The 17293-nt window shown below is 63.3% G+C and carries 17 protein-coding genes and 1 pseudogene; 6 read left to right on the forward strand and 12 right to left on the reverse strand.

Annotation, left to right across the window (positions count from 1 at the left end; translation table 11 throughout):
- Nucleotides 1–125: 125 nt before the first annotated feature.
- On the forward strand, nt 126–263 hold the full coding sequence (locus AIOL_RS25545) for a hypothetical protein (protein ID WP_160314502.1): 138 nt from the start codon (nt 126–128) through the stop codon (nt 261–263).
- 190 nt (nt 264–453) lie between these two features.
- On the opposite strand, the gene recN is transcribed toward AIOL_RS25545, so the two are convergent.
- From recN to AIOL_RS16720, 9 genes are all read right to left on the reverse strand, one after another.
- Complete coding sequence (gene recN / locus AIOL_RS16680) at nt 454–2109, reverse strand: DNA repair protein RecN (RefSeq protein WP_049644023.1); 1656 nt, start codon at nt 2107–2109, stop codon at nt 454–456.
- Nucleotides 2110–2149: 40 nt separating this feature from the next.
- The gene (locus AIOL_RS16685; protein ID WP_049644024.1) at nt 2150–2971 is read right to left on the reverse strand and encodes an outer membrane protein assembly factor BamD; all 822 of its coding nucleotides are present in this window, start codon (nt 2969–2971) and stop codon (nt 2150–2152) included.
- An 89-nt stretch (nt 2972–3060) separates the two neighbouring features.
- Nucleotides 3061–3990 carry a UDP-3-O-acyl-N-acetylglucosamine deacetylase gene (lpxC, locus tag AIOL_RS16690; RefSeq protein WP_049644025.1) on the reverse strand — a complete coding sequence of 310 codons (930 nt, stop codon included), beginning with the start codon at nt 3988–3990 and terminating at the stop codon, nt 3061–3063.
- 385 nt (nt 3991–4375) lie between these two features.
- A complete protein-coding gene (gene ftsZ, locus AIOL_RS16695; RefSeq protein ID WP_082152641.1) occupies nt 4376–5986 on the reverse strand; it encodes a cell division protein FtsZ in 1611 nt (536 codons plus the stop codon).
- A gap of 179 nt (nt 5987–6165) precedes the next feature.
- Nucleotides 6166–7500: a cell division protein FtsA gene (ftsA, locus tag AIOL_RS16700; protein WP_049644027.1), complete on the reverse strand. Its 1335-nt coding sequence runs from the start codon at nt 7498–7500 to the stop codon at nt 6166–6168.
- Nucleotides 7497–8384: a cell division protein FtsQ/DivIB gene (locus AIOL_RS16705; protein WP_049644028.1), complete on the reverse strand. Its 888-nt coding sequence runs from the start codon at nt 8382–8384 to the stop codon at nt 7497–7499. The genes ftsA and AIOL_RS16705 overlap by 4 nt, the downstream gene beginning before the upstream one ends.
- The gene (locus AIOL_RS16710; RefSeq protein ID WP_049644029.1) at nt 8372–9250 is read right to left on the reverse strand and encodes a D-alanine--D-alanine ligase; all 879 of its coding nucleotides are present in this window, start codon (nt 9248–9250) and stop codon (nt 8372–8374) included. The genes AIOL_RS16705 and AIOL_RS16710 overlap by 13 nt, the downstream gene beginning before the upstream one ends.
- 117 nt (nt 9251–9367) lie before the next feature.
- Nucleotides 9368–10300: a UDP-N-acetylmuramate dehydrogenase gene (murB, locus tag AIOL_RS16715; protein WP_049644030.1), complete on the reverse strand. Its 933-nt coding sequence runs from the start codon at nt 10298–10300 to the stop codon at nt 9368–9370.
- Nucleotides 10301–10345: 45 nt separating this feature from the next.
- A complete protein-coding gene (locus AIOL_RS16720; protein WP_049644031.1) occupies nt 10346–11029 on the reverse strand; it encodes a TIGR04283 family arsenosugar biosynthesis glycosyltransferase in 684 nt (227 codons plus the stop codon).
- A gap of 63 nt (nt 11030–11092) precedes the next feature.
- Between AIOL_RS16720 and ygfZ the strand changes: the two genes are divergently transcribed.
- A complete protein-coding gene (ygfZ, locus tag AIOL_RS16725) occupies nt 11093–11851 on the forward strand; it encodes a CAF17-like 4Fe-4S cluster assembly/insertion protein YgfZ (protein WP_049644032.1) in 759 nt (252 codons plus the stop codon).
- A 190-nt stretch (nt 11852–12041) separates the two neighbouring features.
- Here ygfZ and efp read toward each other — a convergent pair whose 3' ends face one another.
- Nucleotides 12042–12605: an elongation factor P gene (gene efp / locus AIOL_RS16730; RefSeq protein WP_049644033.1), complete on the reverse strand. Its 564-nt coding sequence runs from the start codon at nt 12603–12605 to the stop codon at nt 12042–12044.
- Between the two features lie 217 nt (nt 12606–12822).
- On the opposite strand from efp, the gene AIOL_RS16735 reads away from it, so the two are divergent.
- Complete coding sequence (locus AIOL_RS16735) at nt 12823–13152, forward strand: DUF6280 family protein (RefSeq protein WP_049644034.1); 330 nt, start codon at nt 12823–12825, stop codon at nt 13150–13152.
- Nucleotides 13153–13320: 168 nt separating this feature from the next.
- On the forward strand, nt 13321–13611 hold the full coding sequence (locus AIOL_RS16740) for a hypothetical protein (protein ID WP_152912562.1): 291 nt from the start codon (nt 13321–13323) through the stop codon (nt 13609–13611).
- Nucleotides 13612–14057: 446 nt separating this feature from the next.
- Here AIOL_RS16740 and AIOL_RS26160 read toward each other — a convergent pair whose 3' ends face one another.
- A complete protein-coding gene (locus AIOL_RS26160; RefSeq protein WP_268760217.1) occupies nt 14058–14180 on the reverse strand; it encodes a hypothetical protein in 123 nt (40 codons plus the stop codon).
- Nucleotides 14181–14452: 272 nt separating this feature from the next.
- Complete coding sequence (locus AIOL_RS16745) at nt 14453–14893, reverse strand: hypothetical protein (RefSeq protein WP_049644036.1); 441 nt, start codon at nt 14891–14893, stop codon at nt 14453–14455.
- 612 nt (nt 14894–15505) lie between these two features.
- Here AIOL_RS16745 and AIOL_RS25145 point away from each other — a divergent pair.
- Nucleotides 15506–15757 (forward strand): annotated as a pseudogene (locus AIOL_RS25145) (tyrosine-protein phosphatase); the annotation flags it as partial.
- 44 nt (nt 15758–15801) lie between these two features.
- Nucleotides 15802–17286, forward strand: coding sequence for an ABC transporter substrate-binding protein (locus AIOL_RS16750; RefSeq protein WP_049644037.1), 1485 nt, complete (start codon nt 15802–15804; stop codon nt 17284–17286).
- The last annotated feature ends 7 nt before the right edge of the window (nt 17287–17293 follow it).

The raw sequence follows: 17293 nt of genomic DNA on the forward strand, positions 1-17293 counted from the left end.
GGCGGGGCTACCTGCGCGGCCATATCTGGCTGATCGCGGCAGCGGTGACGCCTGTGCGGATGGTGCTCATGGGGGGCTGTTTCGCTGGGTGCCGATCGCGTCCCGGCGAGTCTTTACAGGCGTTCGTGCAGGCCCAGATCCGCGCCGCGGATAAGATCGTGGTGATGGCCCAGGGCCGCGTGGTCGAGCACGGCCCCCATGACGAACTGGTCGGCCGCAACTGGCTCTACGCCCAGCTACACAAGCTGCAATTCAAGGGGTGAGGGGGCGATTTCTTGGAAGAAATCGGCAAAACTCTTGAAAGAGTTTTGCGTCGCGCAAGCCTCTGAGGCGTAGGCACAAAGAGCGCGCTCGACACTCTCGCGCAACCAACTTCCTTTCAAGGAAGTTGCAAATCTCTTGCAAGAGATTTGGTTCCGCCAAGACCCAGAGCGCCCGTGAGACCCGCAGGCGTTACCCGCTAAGCAAGGCCTGCGCCGCCGCCCGCGCCTCAGCCGTGATCACATCGCCCGCCAGCATGCGCGCGATCTCGTCCACCCGGGCCGCCTCGGCGAGGGGCGTCACCGTCGAGAGCGTCTGACCACCCTCCACCCGCTTGGCCACCTGCCAGTGATGCGCCCCGCGTGCGGCGACCTGCGGCGAGTGGGTCACGACCAGCACCTGGCAGCCCCCGGCCAGCGCCGCAAGGCGCCGACCCACCGCATCCGCAGTGGCGCCGCCCACGCCGCGGTCGATCTCGTCAAAGATCATCGTCAAGCCGCTGGTGCCCTGGGTCAGGCACACCTTCAAGGCCAGAAGAAACCGCGACAGCTCACCGCCAGAGGCGATCTTATTGAGCGGCCCGGCGGGCGTGCCCGGATTGGTCGCAACGGTGAAGGCAACAGCATCCCGGCCCGAGGGGCCGGCCTCGCCCTCGGAGACCTCGGTCGAAAAGACCGCGCGCTCCATCTTAAGCGGGGCCAGCTCTTCGGCCATGGCGGCGTCCAGCGAGACCGCCGCCTTTGCCCGCCGCGCCGAAAGGCGTCCGGCGGCGGCGTCATACGCCGCCTCTGCCGCAGCAAGGGCATCGCGCAGGCCCGCGATGTTATCCGCGCCGCCATCAATCGCAGCAAGGCGCGCGCGCAGGTCATCGGCGAAGGCGCCCAGGTCATCCGGCTGCACGCCGTGCTTGCGCGCGCAGGCGCGGATCGCAAAAAGGCGCTCTTCCGCGGCCTCAAGCTCTGACGGATCGAACGACATCGCCTCTAGGGCGCGGGCCACGCCCTGCTCCGCCTCCCCCAGCTCCGTCATCGCGCGCCCAAGTGCCGCCACCGCCGCATCCAAGCGCCCCTCGGCCTGGTCCATGACGCCCTCAAGCCAGCGCGCGGCATTGCCCAGCATGCCCTCGGCGCCGTCATATCCCAGCGCGTCTTGCGCCTTGGCGATGTCGTCGCGGATGCGCTCTGAGGCCTGCATCAGACGCCGCTTGGTGTCGAGCGCCGCGTCCTCGCCGGGTTCCGGCGCCAGCGCGTCCAGCTCGCCCACGGCGTGGCGCAGAAAGTCCTCCTCGGCGCGGGCGGCCTCGAGCGTGGCCTCGGCGGCGCGCAGGGCGTCTTGTGCGGCGGCGCGGGCGCGCCACGCGGCTCGCACCTTCGCCAGCTCGGCCTCCACTCCGGCATAGGCGTCCAGCAGGTCGCGGTGGCCGCGCGGGTTCAACAGACCGCGGTCGTCATGTTGCCCATGCAGCTCCACCAAGGCGTCCGACAGGGCGCGCAGCACCTCGCCGGAGGCCCGGCGGTCGTTGATCCAGGCCGATTTGCGCCCCTCGGCGCTGTTGACCCGGCGCAGGATAAGCTCGCCGCCATCCTCGCCGCCATAGGCGCCCTCGCGCAGCACCTCGCGGGCGGGGTGCCCCTCGGGCAGCTCAAAGACGGCGGTCACCTCGCCCTGCTTGGCCCCGGAGCGGACCAGGTCGGCGCGACCGCGCCAGCCCAGAACAAAGCCCAGCGCGTCCAGCAGGATCGACTTGCCCGCCCCGGTCTCGCCGGTCAGCACGTTCAGGCCCGGCTGGAATTCGATCTCCAGCCGGTCGATGATGAGTATGTCACGGATGTCTAATGAGACGAGCATCAGCCGCGTTCCGTTGGGTGCGTGCCTGCACGCACCCTCCCTAGAGCCACTCGCCCCGGATCATCTGACGATAGACCTGCCGCAGCCAGCCATCGCCCGCCACCTCGGCCCGCAGCCCCTGCCCGGTGAGCAGCTTATAGGCGTCGTCATACCATTCGGTGGACTGGTAGTTATGGCCCAAAATGGCGCCAGCGGTCTGCGCCTCGTCCGGGAAACCCAGAATGAGATAGCTTTCGACCAGCCGGTACAGCGCTTCGGCCGTGTGGGTCGTGGTCTGGAACTCCTCCACCACCACGCGGAACCGGTTGATCGCCGCGGGGTAGTGCTTGCGCTTCAGGTAGTAGCGCCCGATCTCCATCTCTTTCGCGGCGAGGTGGTTGAAGGCCAGGTCAAACTTCAGGATCGAGGAGCGCGCGTATTCGGTGTCCGGGTAGCGCTCGATCACCGTGCGCAGCGACTGCAGCGCCTGGAAGGTCAGGCCCTGGTCGCGGCCGACCTCGTCGATCTGATCGTAGTAGCTGAGCGCCAGGAGGTACTGCGCATAGGCGGCGTCCTCGTCGGCGGGGTAGAAGTCGATATAGCGCTGCGCGCTGGCGCGGCTGTTCTCGTAATCGTTGTCTTCGTGGTAGGCGAAGGCCTGCATGATAAGGGCGCGCTTGGCCAGTTCCGAGTAGGGATAGAGCCGCTCCACCTCGCCAAAGAACTCCGCCGCGTCATCGGCGCGCCCAACCTCAAGCTGGTACTCGCCCTGGGTGAAAATCTGCTCGGCGCTTTGGTCCTCGATCGCGACCTCTTCGCTCCGGCTGCACCCGACCAGAACCGCCAGCGCCACGCCCGCAGCTATCCAACCTGACCTGTTCATGCCTCAACCACCCTTATCGTGTTCCCACCGCACGAAGTGCGTCCTGGGTTGGTTTAGCACAGGATATTCCGGCGCAAAACGCCGAATTCTCAGGCGGCGGCGCGCAATCCCGCGATGTCCGCCCGCCCGATGCCAGAACCCGGCAGTTTCGCCGTCATCGCCGCGTCGCACATGACCGGCCGATAGGAGGCCGGATTGGCGAAAAGCGCCCGCAGCAGCTTGTTGGACAGCGCGTGCCCGGCCCGGATGCCGGTATACCGGCCCAGGATCGGGCAGGTCGCCAGGGCCAAGTCGCCCATCGCGTCCAGCATCTTGTGGCGCACCGCCTCATCCTCGTGGCGCAGCCCGCCCGGCGACAGGACCTTCTCGCCCGCAACCACCACGGCGTTCTCCAGCGAGCCGCCAAGCGCCAGGCCCTTCTCGCGCATGGCATCCACGTCCGACTGCCGGCAGAAGGTGCGGCTGTCGCAAAGCTCGTGGATGAAGGCCCCGTTGGCCATCCGCAGCCTCTTGGACTGCTGGCCGATGGCCGCGTCCTCAAAGTCGATGCGAAAGTCGATCTCGAAATTGTCGCAAGGCTCAAGGCGCGCAATGGCCTCGCCGTCTTGCACCTGGATCGGCTGCAGGATGCGCAGCGCCCGCACCGGCACGCCCAGACGGCGGATCCCGGTTGCCACAAAGCCCGCCACGAAGTCGGCAGAGCTGCCATCCAGGATCGGCACTTCCGGGCCGTCGATATTGATCAGCGCGTTATGGATGCCGCAGCCCGCCAGCGCCGCCATCAGATGCTCGATGGTCGAGACATGGACGCCCGCGTCATTCTCAATCCGCGTGCACAAGGGCGAGGGCGTCACGCAATCCCAGCGCGCCGGGATCATGGGGTCGACGCCAGAGACGTCCACCCGCTGGAACCAAATGCCGTATTCCGCCGAGGCCGGTTGGACTTCGATACGCACCGGCTTTCCAGAATGAAGGCCCACGCCTGTAAAGGCGACTACTGATTTTAACGTCGTTTGCACTTTTGGTCCCAACCCTCGTGCTGCAACATGCGTGGCAGCACCAAAAGCGTTAACCCGCGCGGAACCAAGTCAGCAACTCACTCTTTGCAACGCTCTGAAACATCTCAAATGGATGCGCAAAAAACCGCCTACTCCGCGGATTTTGTTGCGCAACAGACTGATAATTCACCATTTTGCCCCCGCTCGACGGCCTAGGTTGGAAACAATTCAGAAATTGCCGCGGCGGCGCTGGACAGGCCGTTTTCTGCGCTTTGGCCATGGGCTTCGCCGTGATGAGCCACATCGTACCGGCTCTGGCGGGGCCTCGCCCGGCAACACGCACGAAAAAAGGCGACCGCACATTGCGGTCGCCTTGGGTAACCTGATCGGTCTTTGTTGCGCGGGCTTAGTTCGCTTGCCTGCGCAGGAAGGCCGGGATCTCGATGCGCTCTTGATCGGCATCCTGCTCGGGCTCGGCGGGCGCGGATTGCTGCATCGTCGGCTGCACGCGCTGCTGCGCCGGGCGCGGCTGCGGCACGTCCGAATGACCGGTCATCCGGCCAATCAGCGAGTTGATGCCAAAGCGCGGCTTTTCGGCGCCCGCATCTGCAGGGGCGGCTGCGGCGGCGGGCTGCTGCGGCCGCTCTGCGGCCTGGCTTGGAACCGGGCGCGGCGCCTTGCTGACGGCGGCTTGCAGGCGCGCCATCGCTTCTGGCGATGGCGTGCCTGGCTTGGGCGCCACAAATGCGGCCTCTTCCGAGACGTCAGGCTGCGGCGTGAAGGCGACCTCGGGCTGGTAGGCCGGGGGCGGCAGCTGGTCTTCGGCAAAGACTTCCTCGGCCTGCTCCTGCGCGGCGGCGGATTGTGCGTCGAGCCCGTCAAAGAGCATCGGCTCTTCCTGATGGGCCCGCGCGACCTCTGCGACCGGTGCCGGCTCTTCCTGCACAGCGGCAGGGGCGGCGGGAACTTCGATGCTTGGGGCCTCAACCGGGGCTGTGGCCATCGGCGCGGCCAGAGACCGGCGCGGCGCTGGGATGTCCTGGGTGACGTCCGCGGCGTCGATGCCGGTGGCAACCACGCTCACGCGCATCGCGCCTTCCATGTTCTCGTCCAGGGTCGAGCCCACGATGATGTTGGCGTCCTGGTCGACCTCTTCGCGGATCCGGTTGGCCGCCTCGTCAAGCTCGAACAGCGTCAGATCATGCGCGCCGGTGATGTTGATCAGCACGCCCTTGGCGCCGCGCAGCGAGATCTCGTCCAGCAGCGGGTTGGCGATGGCCTTTTCGGCGGCCTGGGTCGCGCGGTCCTCGCCAGAGGCCTCGCCGGTGCCCATCATCGCCTTGCCCATCTCATCCATCACCGCGCGCACGTCGGCGAAGTCGAGGTTGATCAGGCCGGGCCGCACCATTAGGTCGGTCACGCCCTTCACGCCTTGATAGAGCACGTCATCGGCCATCGAGAACGCCTCGGTAAAGGTGGTCTTCTCGTTGGCCAGGCGGAACAGGTTCTGGTTCGGGATGATGATCAGCGTGTCGACCATCTTCTGCAGCTGCTCCACGCCTTCCTCGGCCTGGCGCATGCGCTTGTTGCCCTCGAACTGGAAGGGCTTGGTCACGACGCCGACGGTCAGCACGCCCATCTCACGCGCGGCCTGCGCGATGATCGGTGCGGCGCCGGTCCCGGTGCCGCCGCCCATGCCGGCGGTGATGAAGCACATATGCGCGCCGGCCAGCTGGTCGACGATCTCTTCGATGGTCTCCTCGGCGGCGGCGGCGCCCACGGAGGGCCGCGCGCCCGCGCCCAGCCCCTCGGTGACCTTCACGCCCATCTGAATGCGGCTTGGGGCCTTCGCCTGCTGGAGCGCCTGCGCGTCGGTGTTGGCCACGACGAACTCAACGCCCTCAAGCTCTTTGTCGATCATATTATTGACCGCGTTGCCCCCGGCGCCACCGACACCAAATACGGTGATCTTCGGCTTCAGTTCTTCCTGTTGGGGCATTGTAAGATTCAATGTCATTGCCTGTCCGCCTGCTGTCTTGCCGGGCCCCTGTCCTGGCCGGTCTTGATCTGCTCAATTGGGGCGACTCGTGCCCCTTTTATTCTCTCATCCCCTAAAAAGACACGAAACTGCCACAAAATCTAGGGGAAACTGCCTTTACTTCCGCGTTATTTCGCCGATCGCACCACCGCTTGTGTTCACCAGTTGTCTTTGAACCAGCGCATGGCGCGCCGAAGCGACCGGGCCGGGTAGCGCTCTATTGGCATCTCAAAGTCCCACCACTCGTCCTGCGGGTGTGCCGCGAAGAGGCACAGCCCCACCGCCGAGGCAAATGCCGCCCCCGTGGCGGCCTGCGGCAGCCCCTGCACGCGCAGCGGGCGCCCGATACGAACTTGATTTCCCAGCACTTTCGGGGCCAGCCCGTCGAGCCCTGGGATCTGGCTTGCGCCGCCGGTCAGCACGATCTGCTGGCTCGGCAGGTGCTCGAACCCGGCGCGGTCCAGGCAGGCGCGGACCTCCTCAAGGATCTCTTCGACCCGCGGGCGCATGATCCCGATCAGCTCGGCCCGGCTCACGGTGCGGCGATCATGCTCCCAATCGCCGGTGTCGCCGCCGATCTCGATCATCTCGCGGTCGTCCATGCCGGTGGCCACGACACCGCCATAGAAGGTCTTGATGCGCTCGGCGGTGGCCATGGGGATCTGCAGACCCTTCGAGATGTCCTGCGTGACGTGGTCGCCGCCCAGGCGCACCGAGTCGCTGTAGATCATGTGTTTCTTGATGAAGATCGACAGGCCCGTCGCCCCGCCGCCCATGTCCACGCAGGCCGCGCCCAGGCGCTGCTCGTCCTCCACCAGCGAGGACACGCCCGAGACATAGGCCGAGCTGGCGATCCCCGCCAGCTCCATGTCGCAGCGCTTGATGCAGTATAGAAGGTTCTGCACCGCGCCCATGTCGATGGTCAGAAGGTGCATGTCGCAGGCCAGGCTGTTGCCGATCTGCCCGCGCGGGTCGCCCAGCCCCGAGCGGTGGTCCAGCGCAAAGTTCACCGGCTGCGCGTGTAAGACCTCGCGGCCCTCTCCGAAATCCGGGACGTCGCAGCTTGCCATGACGCGGGCCACGTCATGCTCGGAAACCACCGTGTCGTGGATGTCGATGGCCCCGGCCAGGCCGTAGCTGCGCGGGTTGCCCCCCGCGAAGCAGGCGATCACGTGGTCCACCCGCACCTGCGCCATCTTCTGCGCGGCCTGAAGCGCGGTGCGCACGGCGCGCTCGGTCTCTTGCATGGCGTCGATCTCGCCAAAGCGCACCCCGCGCGACCGCGTCGTGGCGGCCCCGATCACCCGGAACGCCGACTGCCCGGCAAGCGAGCCCACGCCATCGTCCCCGGTCACCCGGCCCGGCCCGTCAAAGCGCAGCACCAGGCAAGCAATCTTGGAACTGCCCACGTCCAGGATCGCGATCACGCCCCGCTGCATCGCCGCCTGGCGCATGTTCCGCATGGCGCGCTGGGACTCGTAGAGATCGCTCATTGGCCGGAGCCTCCTATTTCTAATGCTCTGATGCGGTGGAGATCCTCGACCGCCGGCGCTGCTAACCGAAGGGTCGGCCGAGCGGGGTCCCGCATGTCAAAATCTATGATGTTTCGGTCCAGCACGTCCTTGGCCTGGTCCAGCGCCATCACCTGCTGCAGCGTCTGCACCGCGCCCTGCTCTGGCAGAAGGATGCGCTGCTGCCGGTCAAGCGCCACGTCCCAGCGCCGCTCGCCCATGCGGACCAGCCCGCGCAGGCGTGGCTCCAAGGGCGTGGCCGCGGCGAAGAGCGCGAGCGCCTCCGGCACGGCCTGATCCGCCCCCTCGCCCACGATCAGCGGCAGGTCGCGGCGCTGCGACCGATGCGTGATGGCGGCCACGCGGCGCCCGGTCTCGTCCAACAGCTCCAGCGTGCCACGGTTGCGCCAGACGATCGCCGGCATGCGCTCGGTCACCTCAAGCTGCAGGATGCCGCCCGCCTTGATGCGCAGCTCGGCCTGGGCGACGGCGTCGAGCTGCTCGACCACCGCTTTCATGTCCTGCAGCTCCAGGTCAAAGCTGGAGATCGGGAAGTCCACCGGCAGCACCTCGCGGATGTCCTCGCCCAACTCCTCCGAGGCCCCGTCCACGGCCATCGCCTTGACCATGAACTCGGGGCGCTCGGCGACGGCGCGTCGGATCTCGGCGATCTGCTCTTCGATGACGGCGCGGTTTTCCTCGACGCTAAAGACCCACAGAAGGGCGAGCGCGATGCTTGCGATCGGCAAGCCATAGCGCACCATGCGCCGGAAGTTCGGCGTCAGCCACCAGCGCTGCACCCGGTAGGACAGGCGCGAGGGCGCCGGGTCGCGGCGCGCGGCGTCATGCGGGTTCACCGGTTGCACGAGGCGTCCTCCACAAGCAAGCGGCACAATTGGCCAAAGGAGATGCCCATATGCTCGGCCTGCTCCGGCGCCAGCGATGTGGGCGTCATGCCGGGCTGGGTGTTGGTCTCCAGGATGATGAGCCCGTCGAGCCCCTTCTCCTCGTCCCAGCGGTAATCGGTGCGGGTCAGCCCGCGGCAGCCCAGCACGTTATGGGCGCGCTTGGCGTAGGACAGGCAGGCGTCAAAGATCTCCTGCGGAATATCGGCGGGCAGCACATGGCGCGAGCCGCCCGCGTCGTATTTCGCGTGGTAGTCATACCAGCTGTCGGTGATGATATCCGTGACCGTCAGCGCCATGTCGCCGATCACCGCCGTGGTCAGCTCGCGCCCGGCCACATAGCTTTCGACCATCACCCGCTCGGGCATCTCCTCGTTGAGGAAGGGCGGCTGGTTGGCGCTCTTCTGCACGATGTAGATGCCGACGCTAGAGCCCTCGTTATTGGGCTTCACCACGTAAGGCGGCTGCATGATGTGGCGGGCCTGGACCTCGGACTTGTCGGCGATCACCGAATGCGCCACCGGCAGCCCCGCGGCGCGCAGCGCGGCCTTGGTGCGCTCCTTGTCCATCGCGAGGGCCGAGGCCAGCACGCCGGAATGCGTATAGGGGATCCGCAGCCACTCCAGGATGCCTTGGACGCAGCCATCTTCGCCCCAGCGCCCATGCAGCGCGTTAAAGCACACATCCGGCTGGATCTCGCCCAGGCGCGCGACAATGTCGGCGCCAGCGTCCAGCTCGACCACCTCAAATCCTTCGCCCCGCAGCGCTTCGGCGCATTCATGCCCCGTCGATAGCGACACCTCGCGCTCAGCCGAGGGACCACCCATCAATACAGCAACTTTCGGGGATGTCCTGCCCGACGTTCCCACGTTTGCCTGCCTTGTTGCCCCTGGCCTAAATGCTTGACCTTGTTGGGCTTTAAACCTCTGGGCCGTGCGGCCCTTTTATGCCTGTCCGGGTTCTCCGACCCGGATCACTTCCCATTCTAACTGAATCTTGCTGTTTTGAAACACCTTTTTTCGCACCAGCTCGCCCAGCGCCTCCAGCTCGGCGGCGGTGGCGCCCTCGGCGTTGGTCAGGAAGTTGGGGTGCTTGTCCGACATCATCGCCCCGCCCAGGCGATGCCCGCGCAGCCCGGCCTCGTCGATCAGCTTCCAGGCCTTCAGCTCGTGAGTGTCATCGGCCTGCCCGGTCGAGCTGAACCCGGCGGGGTTGCGAAAGGTCGACCCGGCGGTGCGGTCCTTGGTGGGCTGGGTGGCGTCGCGCTTGGCCAGCTGCTCTTCCATCTTTGTTTTCAAGGCGTTGGCGTCGCCGCGCGGGGCGCGGAAAGTGGCCTGGGCCAGCACCCAGCCGTCGGGCAGCGCGGATTGGCGGTAGGCGAATTGCAGGTCATCGGCGCTCAGCGTGACGACCTCCCCGGACCGCGTAACCGCCTGAGCGGAAACGAAAACATCCGCCACATAAGAGCCATAGCAGCCCGCATTCATGCGCACAGCGCCGCCGATGGCGCCCGGAATGGTGCGCAAAAAGGTCAGGTCCAGCCCGGCCTCCGCCGCCTTGCGCGCGACATGCGCGTCCAAGGCGGCCGCGCCACAGACCACCATATCCCCCTGAATTTCAATGGAATTAAAGCCCCGCCCCAGGCGGATCACCACGGCACGAATGCCGCCATCGCGCACGATAAGGTTCGAACCCACTCCGATGGGAAAGACCGGTACGTCGCCGGGCAAGGCGCGCAGAAAGCCGGACAAATCCTCGATATCGGCGGGCTGAAACAGCACATCCGCCGGGCCACCCACCCGCAGCCAAGTGAGATCGCCCAAGGCCCGGTCGGGGGTCAGCGTCCCGCGGACGCCTGGAAGCGCAGAGATATCCATCCCGCGAGGCCTAAGCGCTCGGCCCCGCGCTGACAAGGGCCCGGGTCACCGGTTGTAGCCGCGCGCCAAGCGCGCCGGGTCCGCGCCCAGCAGGTAGCGCGCCAGCGTCCAGAGGTTGCGCGCGCCGCGGCGCAGCCAGCCCTCGCGCTGATATCTCTCGGCGTCGGTAAGTGCGCGGCCCGGCAGCGCCAGCAGCCGCCCGCGCAAAGCGCGCGCCAGCGCCACGTCCTCCATCAGCGGGATGTCGGCATAGCCGCCGACCTCGTCATAAAGCGCCCGCGCGATCAGCAGCCCCTGATCGCCATAGGGCAGCCCGAAGCGGCGCGCCCGCAGGTTGGCCCAGCCCGCCACCAGGGCGGGCGCCAGGCCTTGGGCGCGGAACTCCAGCCGAAAGTAACCCGCCTTGTCCGGCGCGCTGTTAATGTGGCGCAAGGCCTGCTCTGCCCAACCCGGCGCCAGCCAGGTATCGGCATGCACCACCAGCACCCAATCGCCGCCGCTGGCCTCTACGCCGCGGCGCAGCTGCCCGCCCCGCCCCGCCGCGCCGGTGACCCAGACCGCGCCGGCCTGCTCGGCCACCTTGCGTGTGGCGTCCGCAGAGCCGCCATCAGAGATCACCAGCTCGCGGATCAGCCCGGCCTCCAGCCCCTCGCCCAGCGCGCCCAGCGTGGCGGGCAGCGCCCCCTCGGCGTTCAGGGTCGGGATCACGATAGAGATTGGCGCGCGCATCTGGCTCTTTCCCTTGGGCTCGCGCCCCCTATAGTACCGCCCGAGCAAAGGAAGGAACCCCACATGCAGGCCGACCGCGACACCGACCGCCAGATTCTGCGCATTAGCGGCGCGGATCGGATGGAATTCCTGCAAGGGCTGGTGACCAATGACGTGGCCGGGCTGCAAGACGGGCTGGTCTACGCCGCGCTTTTGACGCCGCAGGGCAAGTACATGGCGGATTTCTTCCTGGTCCCAGGCGAGGAGGATGCGGTTTTGCTGGATGTGCAGGCCGACCTTGCCGCTGGCGTGGCGCAGCGCCTGGGGATGTACAAGCTGCGCGCGGATGTGCAGATCGCGCCATTGCCGCTAGAGGTCTATCGCGGGGCGGATGCCCCGCCGCCGCCCAAGGCGTGGCCCGACCCGCGCGACCCCGCACTCGGGTGGCGGCATTATGGCGCGCTAGAGGCCACGCCCGCCGGGATCGACTGGGCCGCGCTGGAGATCGCCCAGGCCGTGCCCGCCACCGGCGCCGAGCTGGTCCCCAATGACAGCTACATCCTAGAGATGGGGTTCGAGCGCCTCAACGGCGTGGACTTCAAGAAGGGCTGCTATGTTGGCCAGGAGGTCACCGCGCGGATGAAGCACAAAACCTCGCTGCGCAAGGGGCTGGCCCGGGTGTCCGTCGAGGGCGCGGCGGTGCCGGGCACCGCGATCACCTCCGCCGGCAAGCCGGTTGGCATGCTGCATCGCATCGCGGGCGGGCACGCGCTCGCCTACCTGCGCTTTGATCGGGCCGAGGGCGACTTGCAGGCGGGCGACGCCGTGGTGCGGCGGCTTTAGGGCCAGACCACCGCGCGCTCTGTTAACCACGCGCTTTGGCCCGTCAGTGCCCGACGAAAAGCCGACGTTTTGCCGACAAAAAGCCGACACCGGTTTTGCCAAGAAAATAAGGGATTAACCCCCGATTCGCGCCGTGCGCCTCCGGAACGGATGCACGCGGCGTTAGGATTTGGTTAGGACATGCCGAGGGTCAGGCCCGCTCGGAATACTCCATCGACAGCGTGTCGACGATGATCTTCTCGTCTTGGCCCACGAAGGGCGGCACCATGACGCGCACGCCATTGTCCAGCACGGCGGGCTTGAACGAGTTCGCCGCGGTCTGGCCTTTGACCACCGGCTCGGTCTCGACGATGGTGCAGGTGACCTTCTGCGGCAGGGCGGCGCTCAGCGCCTCGGCCTCGTAATACTCGATCTGCACGATCATGCCGTCCTGCAGGAAGGGGCGGCGCTCGCCCAGGATCTCGGCGGGCAGCTCGATCTGCTCATAGGTCTCGTTGTCCATGAAAACCAGCATGCCGTCGCTCTCGTAAAGGAACTGCTGGTCCTTCTGCTCGAGGCGCACGCGCTCAACTTTATCCGCCGATCTAAACCTTTCGTTAAGCTTTGATCCGTTACGGAGGTTCCTCAATTCGACCTGTGCAAAGGCGCCGCCCTTGCCAGGTTTCACGTGATCGACTTTCACAGCAGCCCAAAGGCCGTCGTTATGCTCAAGAACGTTACCCGGGCGGATCTCGTTTCCGTTGATTTTCGGCATGTGTCAAAACCATGGCAAAAGGTTGAAGAGAAGTTGGCGCCCCCTATATCTTTGCATGGGTGACGAGGCAAGCCGACTAAATGCAGTGTGAGAGCGCTAACAGGTATGCACTAGACGCATATCAGACATTCCAAATGGGAAATACCGAATCGCTCAGAACACGCCATATTGGCCGCCACGCCAGAAAACAAGAATATCAAGGTTAAAGGACGACGAAATGAGTGATTTCGTTGATGGAACAGCATTCAACTTCGAACAAGGGCAACGCTCCCGCAAGCTTTTTGCTGCGGTCGTGCTGGCCGCGTTGGATGATGCGATCGCCGACGACAAGAAATACGGCAACGGGCCAGAGCAGATTGCCCGTTGGGCGCGCTCTCGTGATGGGCGCGAGGTTCTCTCCTGCGCCGGGATCGACCCGAACGAGCGCGTTGTGAACGGGCTTATGGAGTTCGTGGGCAAAGGTGTGCGCACCTCGGTGGCGCTAAGCCGCGAGGAAAGCGAACGCCGCAATGCCGCGCTGCTGGCCGAGCAGGCCGAAGCCGCTTAAGTCACAGCCGTGACTGTAACAAGGCGCGCCCTTAGCGGGGCGCGCTTTGCTTTGGGGCATAGCCGCCCGGCTCGAGCTTTACGGCCCGAGCATGAGGCCGTGGAGTAGCCCCCCCCATAATGGTCCACCAATAGGGATTGATCTGTCCCGCATATTGGAGGGCCCGCGATGGCAAAAAACGATATAATTCAAGGCGTTCCGCCATTTCTTAGGGGGATGCCGAAGAATGAACAGATTGGCTTCGCCGTCCATCGTCCAGTACCGTCTTCAAACGCTCCGCTCATCGCGACGCTTTCCTTCCTGCAGCATGTACAGAAATGCACTGGGATCGATATCCGTGTGCATGTTCTTAACAACAATGACGGCCCGCGGCTCCGCGCCGAGAACAACCACTACATCCCGACCGGTCAATTGGCGAAGTGGAGCCACCTGGCGAAGCAAAAGATTTCAGCGCGTTAGGCGGTAAGGTGCCTGTCGAATTTCCTGGATAATCAATCGCGGACCCAACACATAGCCAAGCCCAGCATTCGCGCCCTAGCTGGATCTTTGCGGGGCGGGATGCGCCTAGGTCTGTCTAAAGGAACCCAAGAGCCCCTCCTTCGCCGCCCTGTTCATAAAGTTCTTTGAATCCGCAAGAGCGGTCCCGCGAGCACCCCATCACATTGCAGGCCCGCGAGACAGACCCGAGCGGCTTTGCAAGTTCCAGCCACCCGTGCTTCGGTTTGGTGATCTTCTATTGAATGCTTGTCATGGGTCGACACTCCTTGTTGCGCTCGACAAGGGCAGAAATGTCAGATCAAGTCGCGTGCTTCACAACTGATCCAGGCTTCACCCAATCCGTTGAGGACCGCCGAGTTGTTTTGATGCTTAAATTCGATTGATCCTTTGGATCATCCGATCACATCCTACAGGGCCCGGTTCTGGGCCGCCTCATTGTATCTGTTACCCGCCAACTTATCAGAAAGCATGGAGAAATAGTCCGCCACGATGGCGTCGATTTCCAAGTCTGACCATTCCGCACGGCTCATGGCACCAGGCTATGCAACGGGTTTTCTGATGTCGCGAGAAGGAATTTTTGCGGACTGCGATGTAAATTGGGTGACGGAATTTTAAATGAGTATTAGAAGCGAGTACCGGAATAGAGTAATTTCTATATAATCGTTTAATAACAATGACTTATGCGCGGTGCATCCTCCTTGTTATTCGCTTCGCATCCTCCGAATGCAACGATTTGAACGACACATTGTTCGCCATTTTCCCTCGTCATTGATCAACGCGCAGCGGTGCTGGGTGTCGTATTTTACTTTCCATCAACGAACTCCTGGAGCGGTCCATCAATGAACTGGTTTGGTTTGCGCCCATTGTAGACGCCAGCCGCCTTGGCTTTGGCGATCCCCTCCACCCCATCCCCGAGGCTGACGTCAACGACCTTGGGGGATGGGCTGGACAGAAGACGTCCAACTCGGTCTATGACCACGGACTGTTGGAAGAGCAGCTTACTGAACGACAGCAGTTTGTGTGGGGCGCTCTGGAGCGGGGTGGGTATCTGGAGGGGTTCTGAGCGCAACTGGCCTCGTCTTTCCCGGTTCCGGCCCGGAACCACAACTGCGTTGCAGTTTATCGTCGATTGGTCGAAAACCGGTCCCAGCCCGAAACGGAAATGGCAGACCAGCACGTTGGGCGGGAAGCCGCCGTTCGCGGCCGATGCGAAGACGCCGTCATCCGCGATCAGAGCGGACATCCAAGTTTCAGTTATCCATCGGCTCTTTCGTCCGTTGAGAATTTCCAGTAGAATCGCAAGAAACAGACAATCCGTGCATTCTCAAGCTGTCCCGCCTCTTCGGTAGGGTTCTACAGCTCTGCCCCGACGTTTTTTGTCGGGGGATATGGAATGATCGACATGGGGTTTTTGAGTGTCATCAGACGCCGGGCATTTCGTGACCAAATGCCAATCAGAGAAATAGCCCAGCGGACGAGTCTTTCTTGCTGGAAAATCGCGGGCGAAACCGAGGTCCGAAAGATCAGCCTGTCTACAAGAGGATCAATGAAGCGCATCGGCTTGTCCCCATCAGTCCAATCCTCAAGGCGATCTGGAAACGGGTTACCTGCTCGAAAGACACTCCTTAAATAGATCCAAACATGCCACCCTCCGATCCTTATCAAACAGCATACATAAATTGGAGTTTTCGCCTAACCTTAGCTGGCTGCGGTTATTTTTCGACCATTTTGACTGAATGTTCATTCATCTGTTACAACCTACCCATAGCAAGTCGTTGAGCCAATCTTCCGGCAGGGAACAAAGACGTTGAGCCAAAATCTAAATGATGTCTGATGTAGCGTATATCTCGAAACGGGCCCACGCATCAAAAAGGCGCTGGAACGACTTGAGCATGGCTCACGCCAAGCCGGGCAAGACATCACGGCTTTGTCGCGCCTCTGGAATTGCCATGCATCAACGATCACAGGCTTCCTCGCCGCGCTCGATGAAAGTTATGGGGGAGCGGTGCCCTACCTCGCGTCTTGCGGTCTTCCTGAAAAAGACAGCGCGATCCTCAAGAACAAGCTCAAGAGCCTTGTCGAGCATGACCTCAAAGATATCGCCTAGGCCACTATCATTCTTTCACCCTAGCAAATGAAGGGACTATCTCAATGAAACTAAAAAACCTCCTTTGGGCAACAACACTTGTTATCGTGCCGGGTCTGGCAGCAGCCGATACCGTTCTGCGCATCGGCCTGCAGCAAGAGCCAACCTCTCTCGATCCAACGTCAGATGCGACAGCGTCCATTGATGGCATGTTGACACATAACGTGTTTGAATCCCTGACAACCGCGGACGAAAGCGGGGCGATCCACCCCCGTTTGGCCAAGAGCTGGACGATCTCGGAAGATGGCACGACCTACATTTTCGAGTTGGAGCAAGGCGTGCTATTCCACGACGGCACCAGCTTTGATGCCGAAGATGTCGTGTTTTCCTTCAACCGGGCAATGGCCGAAGAGTCAGTCAACCCGAGCAAGAGCATTTTCAAGCCGATTGACTCTGTGAACGCTATTGCCTCCCATAAGGTTGAAATCAAGCTCTCCGCCCCCAACGCTTTCTTCCTCTTTAACATTTCCCGTGGGGATGCCTCCATCGTCGGTGTGGAAAGCGTCGAGGAAAACAAAACCAATCCCGTCGGCACCGGTCCATTCACCTTCGCATCCTGGACACGCGGCGACCGTCTCGTTCTGGCGAAGAACGCCCAGCACCGTGACGCGGACAACATTCAGCTGGACGGTGTCGAGTTCCGCTTTATTGCAGATGCTGCTGCCGCCACCGCTGCTTTAATGGCGGAGGAAATCGACATATTTCCAGGTTTCCCTGCGCCTGAACTGATGGATCAGTTCGAAGCAGACCCGCGTTTTTCAACCTCTGTGGGCTCCACGCAGGGCGAGGTTGTTCTGGCGCTTAACAACTCTAAAGAGCCATTCTCCAACCTTGAAGTGCGCAAGGCTATCACCCATTCCATCAATCGCGGGGACATCATCGATGGCGCGATGTATGGTCGTGCGGTGCCGATTTCGAGCTTCTATCCACCGCATGGTGAATCCCATGTAGACCTCTCGCACGTCATGCCCTTCGATCTCGCAAAGGCCACAGCGCTGTTTGAAGACACTGGCCTTGCTGGCAGCGAGCTGAGCTTGCGTGTTCCGCCATTCCCCTATGCAACTCGGTCGGGTGAAATCATCCAGGCACAGCTGGCGCAGGCAGGTGTCACGGTCAACCTCGAAACCGTCGAATGGGGGTTCTGGATCGATGAGGTCTTCAAACAGAAAAATTACGATATGACCATCATCGCCCATACATCGCCAAACGATCTGGGCAATTTTGCGCGTGGCCCCGACTACTACTACGGTTACGACTCTGCGGAGTTCAACGAGATCTTTGCCGCGCTATCCACCGAAACGAACGTGGCAATGCGTCATGACCTGACCGTTGAGGCGCAGACCTTCCTTGCCGAGAATGCGCCAGCCGTGTTCCTGTTCCAACTGCCGCGCCTGTCGGTCTTCAGATCCGGTGTGGAGGGCTTCTGGCAGTCCGCCTCGGTTCTCTACCAGCCGCTTGCTGGTGTGACGATGAAGGATGCGAGTCAGTAACATTCTC

The organism is Candidatus Rhodobacter oscarellae (genome assembly GCF_001078595.1).
Classification (GTDB): domain Bacteria; phylum Pseudomonadota; class Alphaproteobacteria; order Rhodobacterales; family Rhodobacteraceae; genus Rhodobacter_B; species Rhodobacter_B oscarellae.

Excerpts from the sequence above, each read along its gene's own strand:
- recN (WP_049644023.1), bottom strand. The coding sequence starts at position 2,109 with ATGCTCGTCTCATTAGACATCCGTGACATACTCATCATCGACCGGCTG.
- AIOL_RS16685 (WP_049644024.1), bottom strand. The coding sequence starts at position 2,971 with ATGAACAGGTCAGGTTGGATAGCTGCGGGCGTGGCGCTGGCGGTTCTG.
- ftsZ (WP_082152641.1), bottom strand. The coding sequence starts at position 5,986 with ATGACATTGAATCTTACAATGCCCCAACAGGAAGAACTGAAGCCGAAG.
- ftsA (WP_049644027.1), bottom strand. The coding sequence starts at position 7,500 with ATGAGCGATCTCTACGAGTCCCAGCGCGCCATGCGGAACATGCGCCAG.
- AIOL_RS16710 (WP_049644029.1), bottom strand. The coding sequence starts at position 9,250 with ATGGGTGGTCCCTCGGCTGAGCGCGAGGTGTCGCTATCGACGGGGCAT.
- murB (WP_049644030.1), bottom strand. The coding sequence starts at position 10,300 with ATGGATATCTCTGCGCTTCCAGGCGTCCGCGGGACGCTGACCCCCGAC.
- AIOL_RS16720 (WP_049644031.1), bottom strand. The coding sequence starts at position 11,029 with ATGCGCGCGCCAATCTCTATCGTGATCCCGACCCTGAACGCCGAGGGG.
- ygfZ (WP_049644032.1), top strand. The coding sequence starts at position 11,093 with ATGCAGGCCGACCGCGACACCGACCGCCAGATTCTGCGCATTAGCGGC.
- efp (WP_049644033.1), bottom strand. The coding sequence starts at position 12,605 with ATGCCGAAAATCAACGGAAACGAGATCCGCCCGGGTAACGTTCTTGAG.
- AIOL_RS16735 (WP_049644034.1), top strand. The coding sequence starts at position 12,823 with ATGAGTGATTTCGTTGATGGAACAGCATTCAACTTCGAACAAGGGCAA.
- AIOL_RS16740 (WP_152912562.1), top strand. The coding sequence starts at position 13,321 with ATGGCAAAAAACGATATAATTCAAGGCGTTCCGCCATTTCTTAGGGGG.
- AIOL_RS26160 (WP_268760217.1), bottom strand. The coding sequence starts at position 14,180 with ATGAGCCGTGCGGAATGGTCAGACTTGGAAATCGACGCCATCGTGGCG.
- AIOL_RS16745 (WP_049644036.1), bottom strand. The coding sequence starts at position 14,893 with ATGTCCGCTCTGATCGCGGATGACGGCGTCTTCGCATCGGCCGCGAAC.
- AIOL_RS16750 (WP_049644037.1), top strand. The coding sequence starts at position 15,802 with ATGAAACTAAAAAACCTCCTTTGGGCAACAACACTTGTTATCGTGCCG.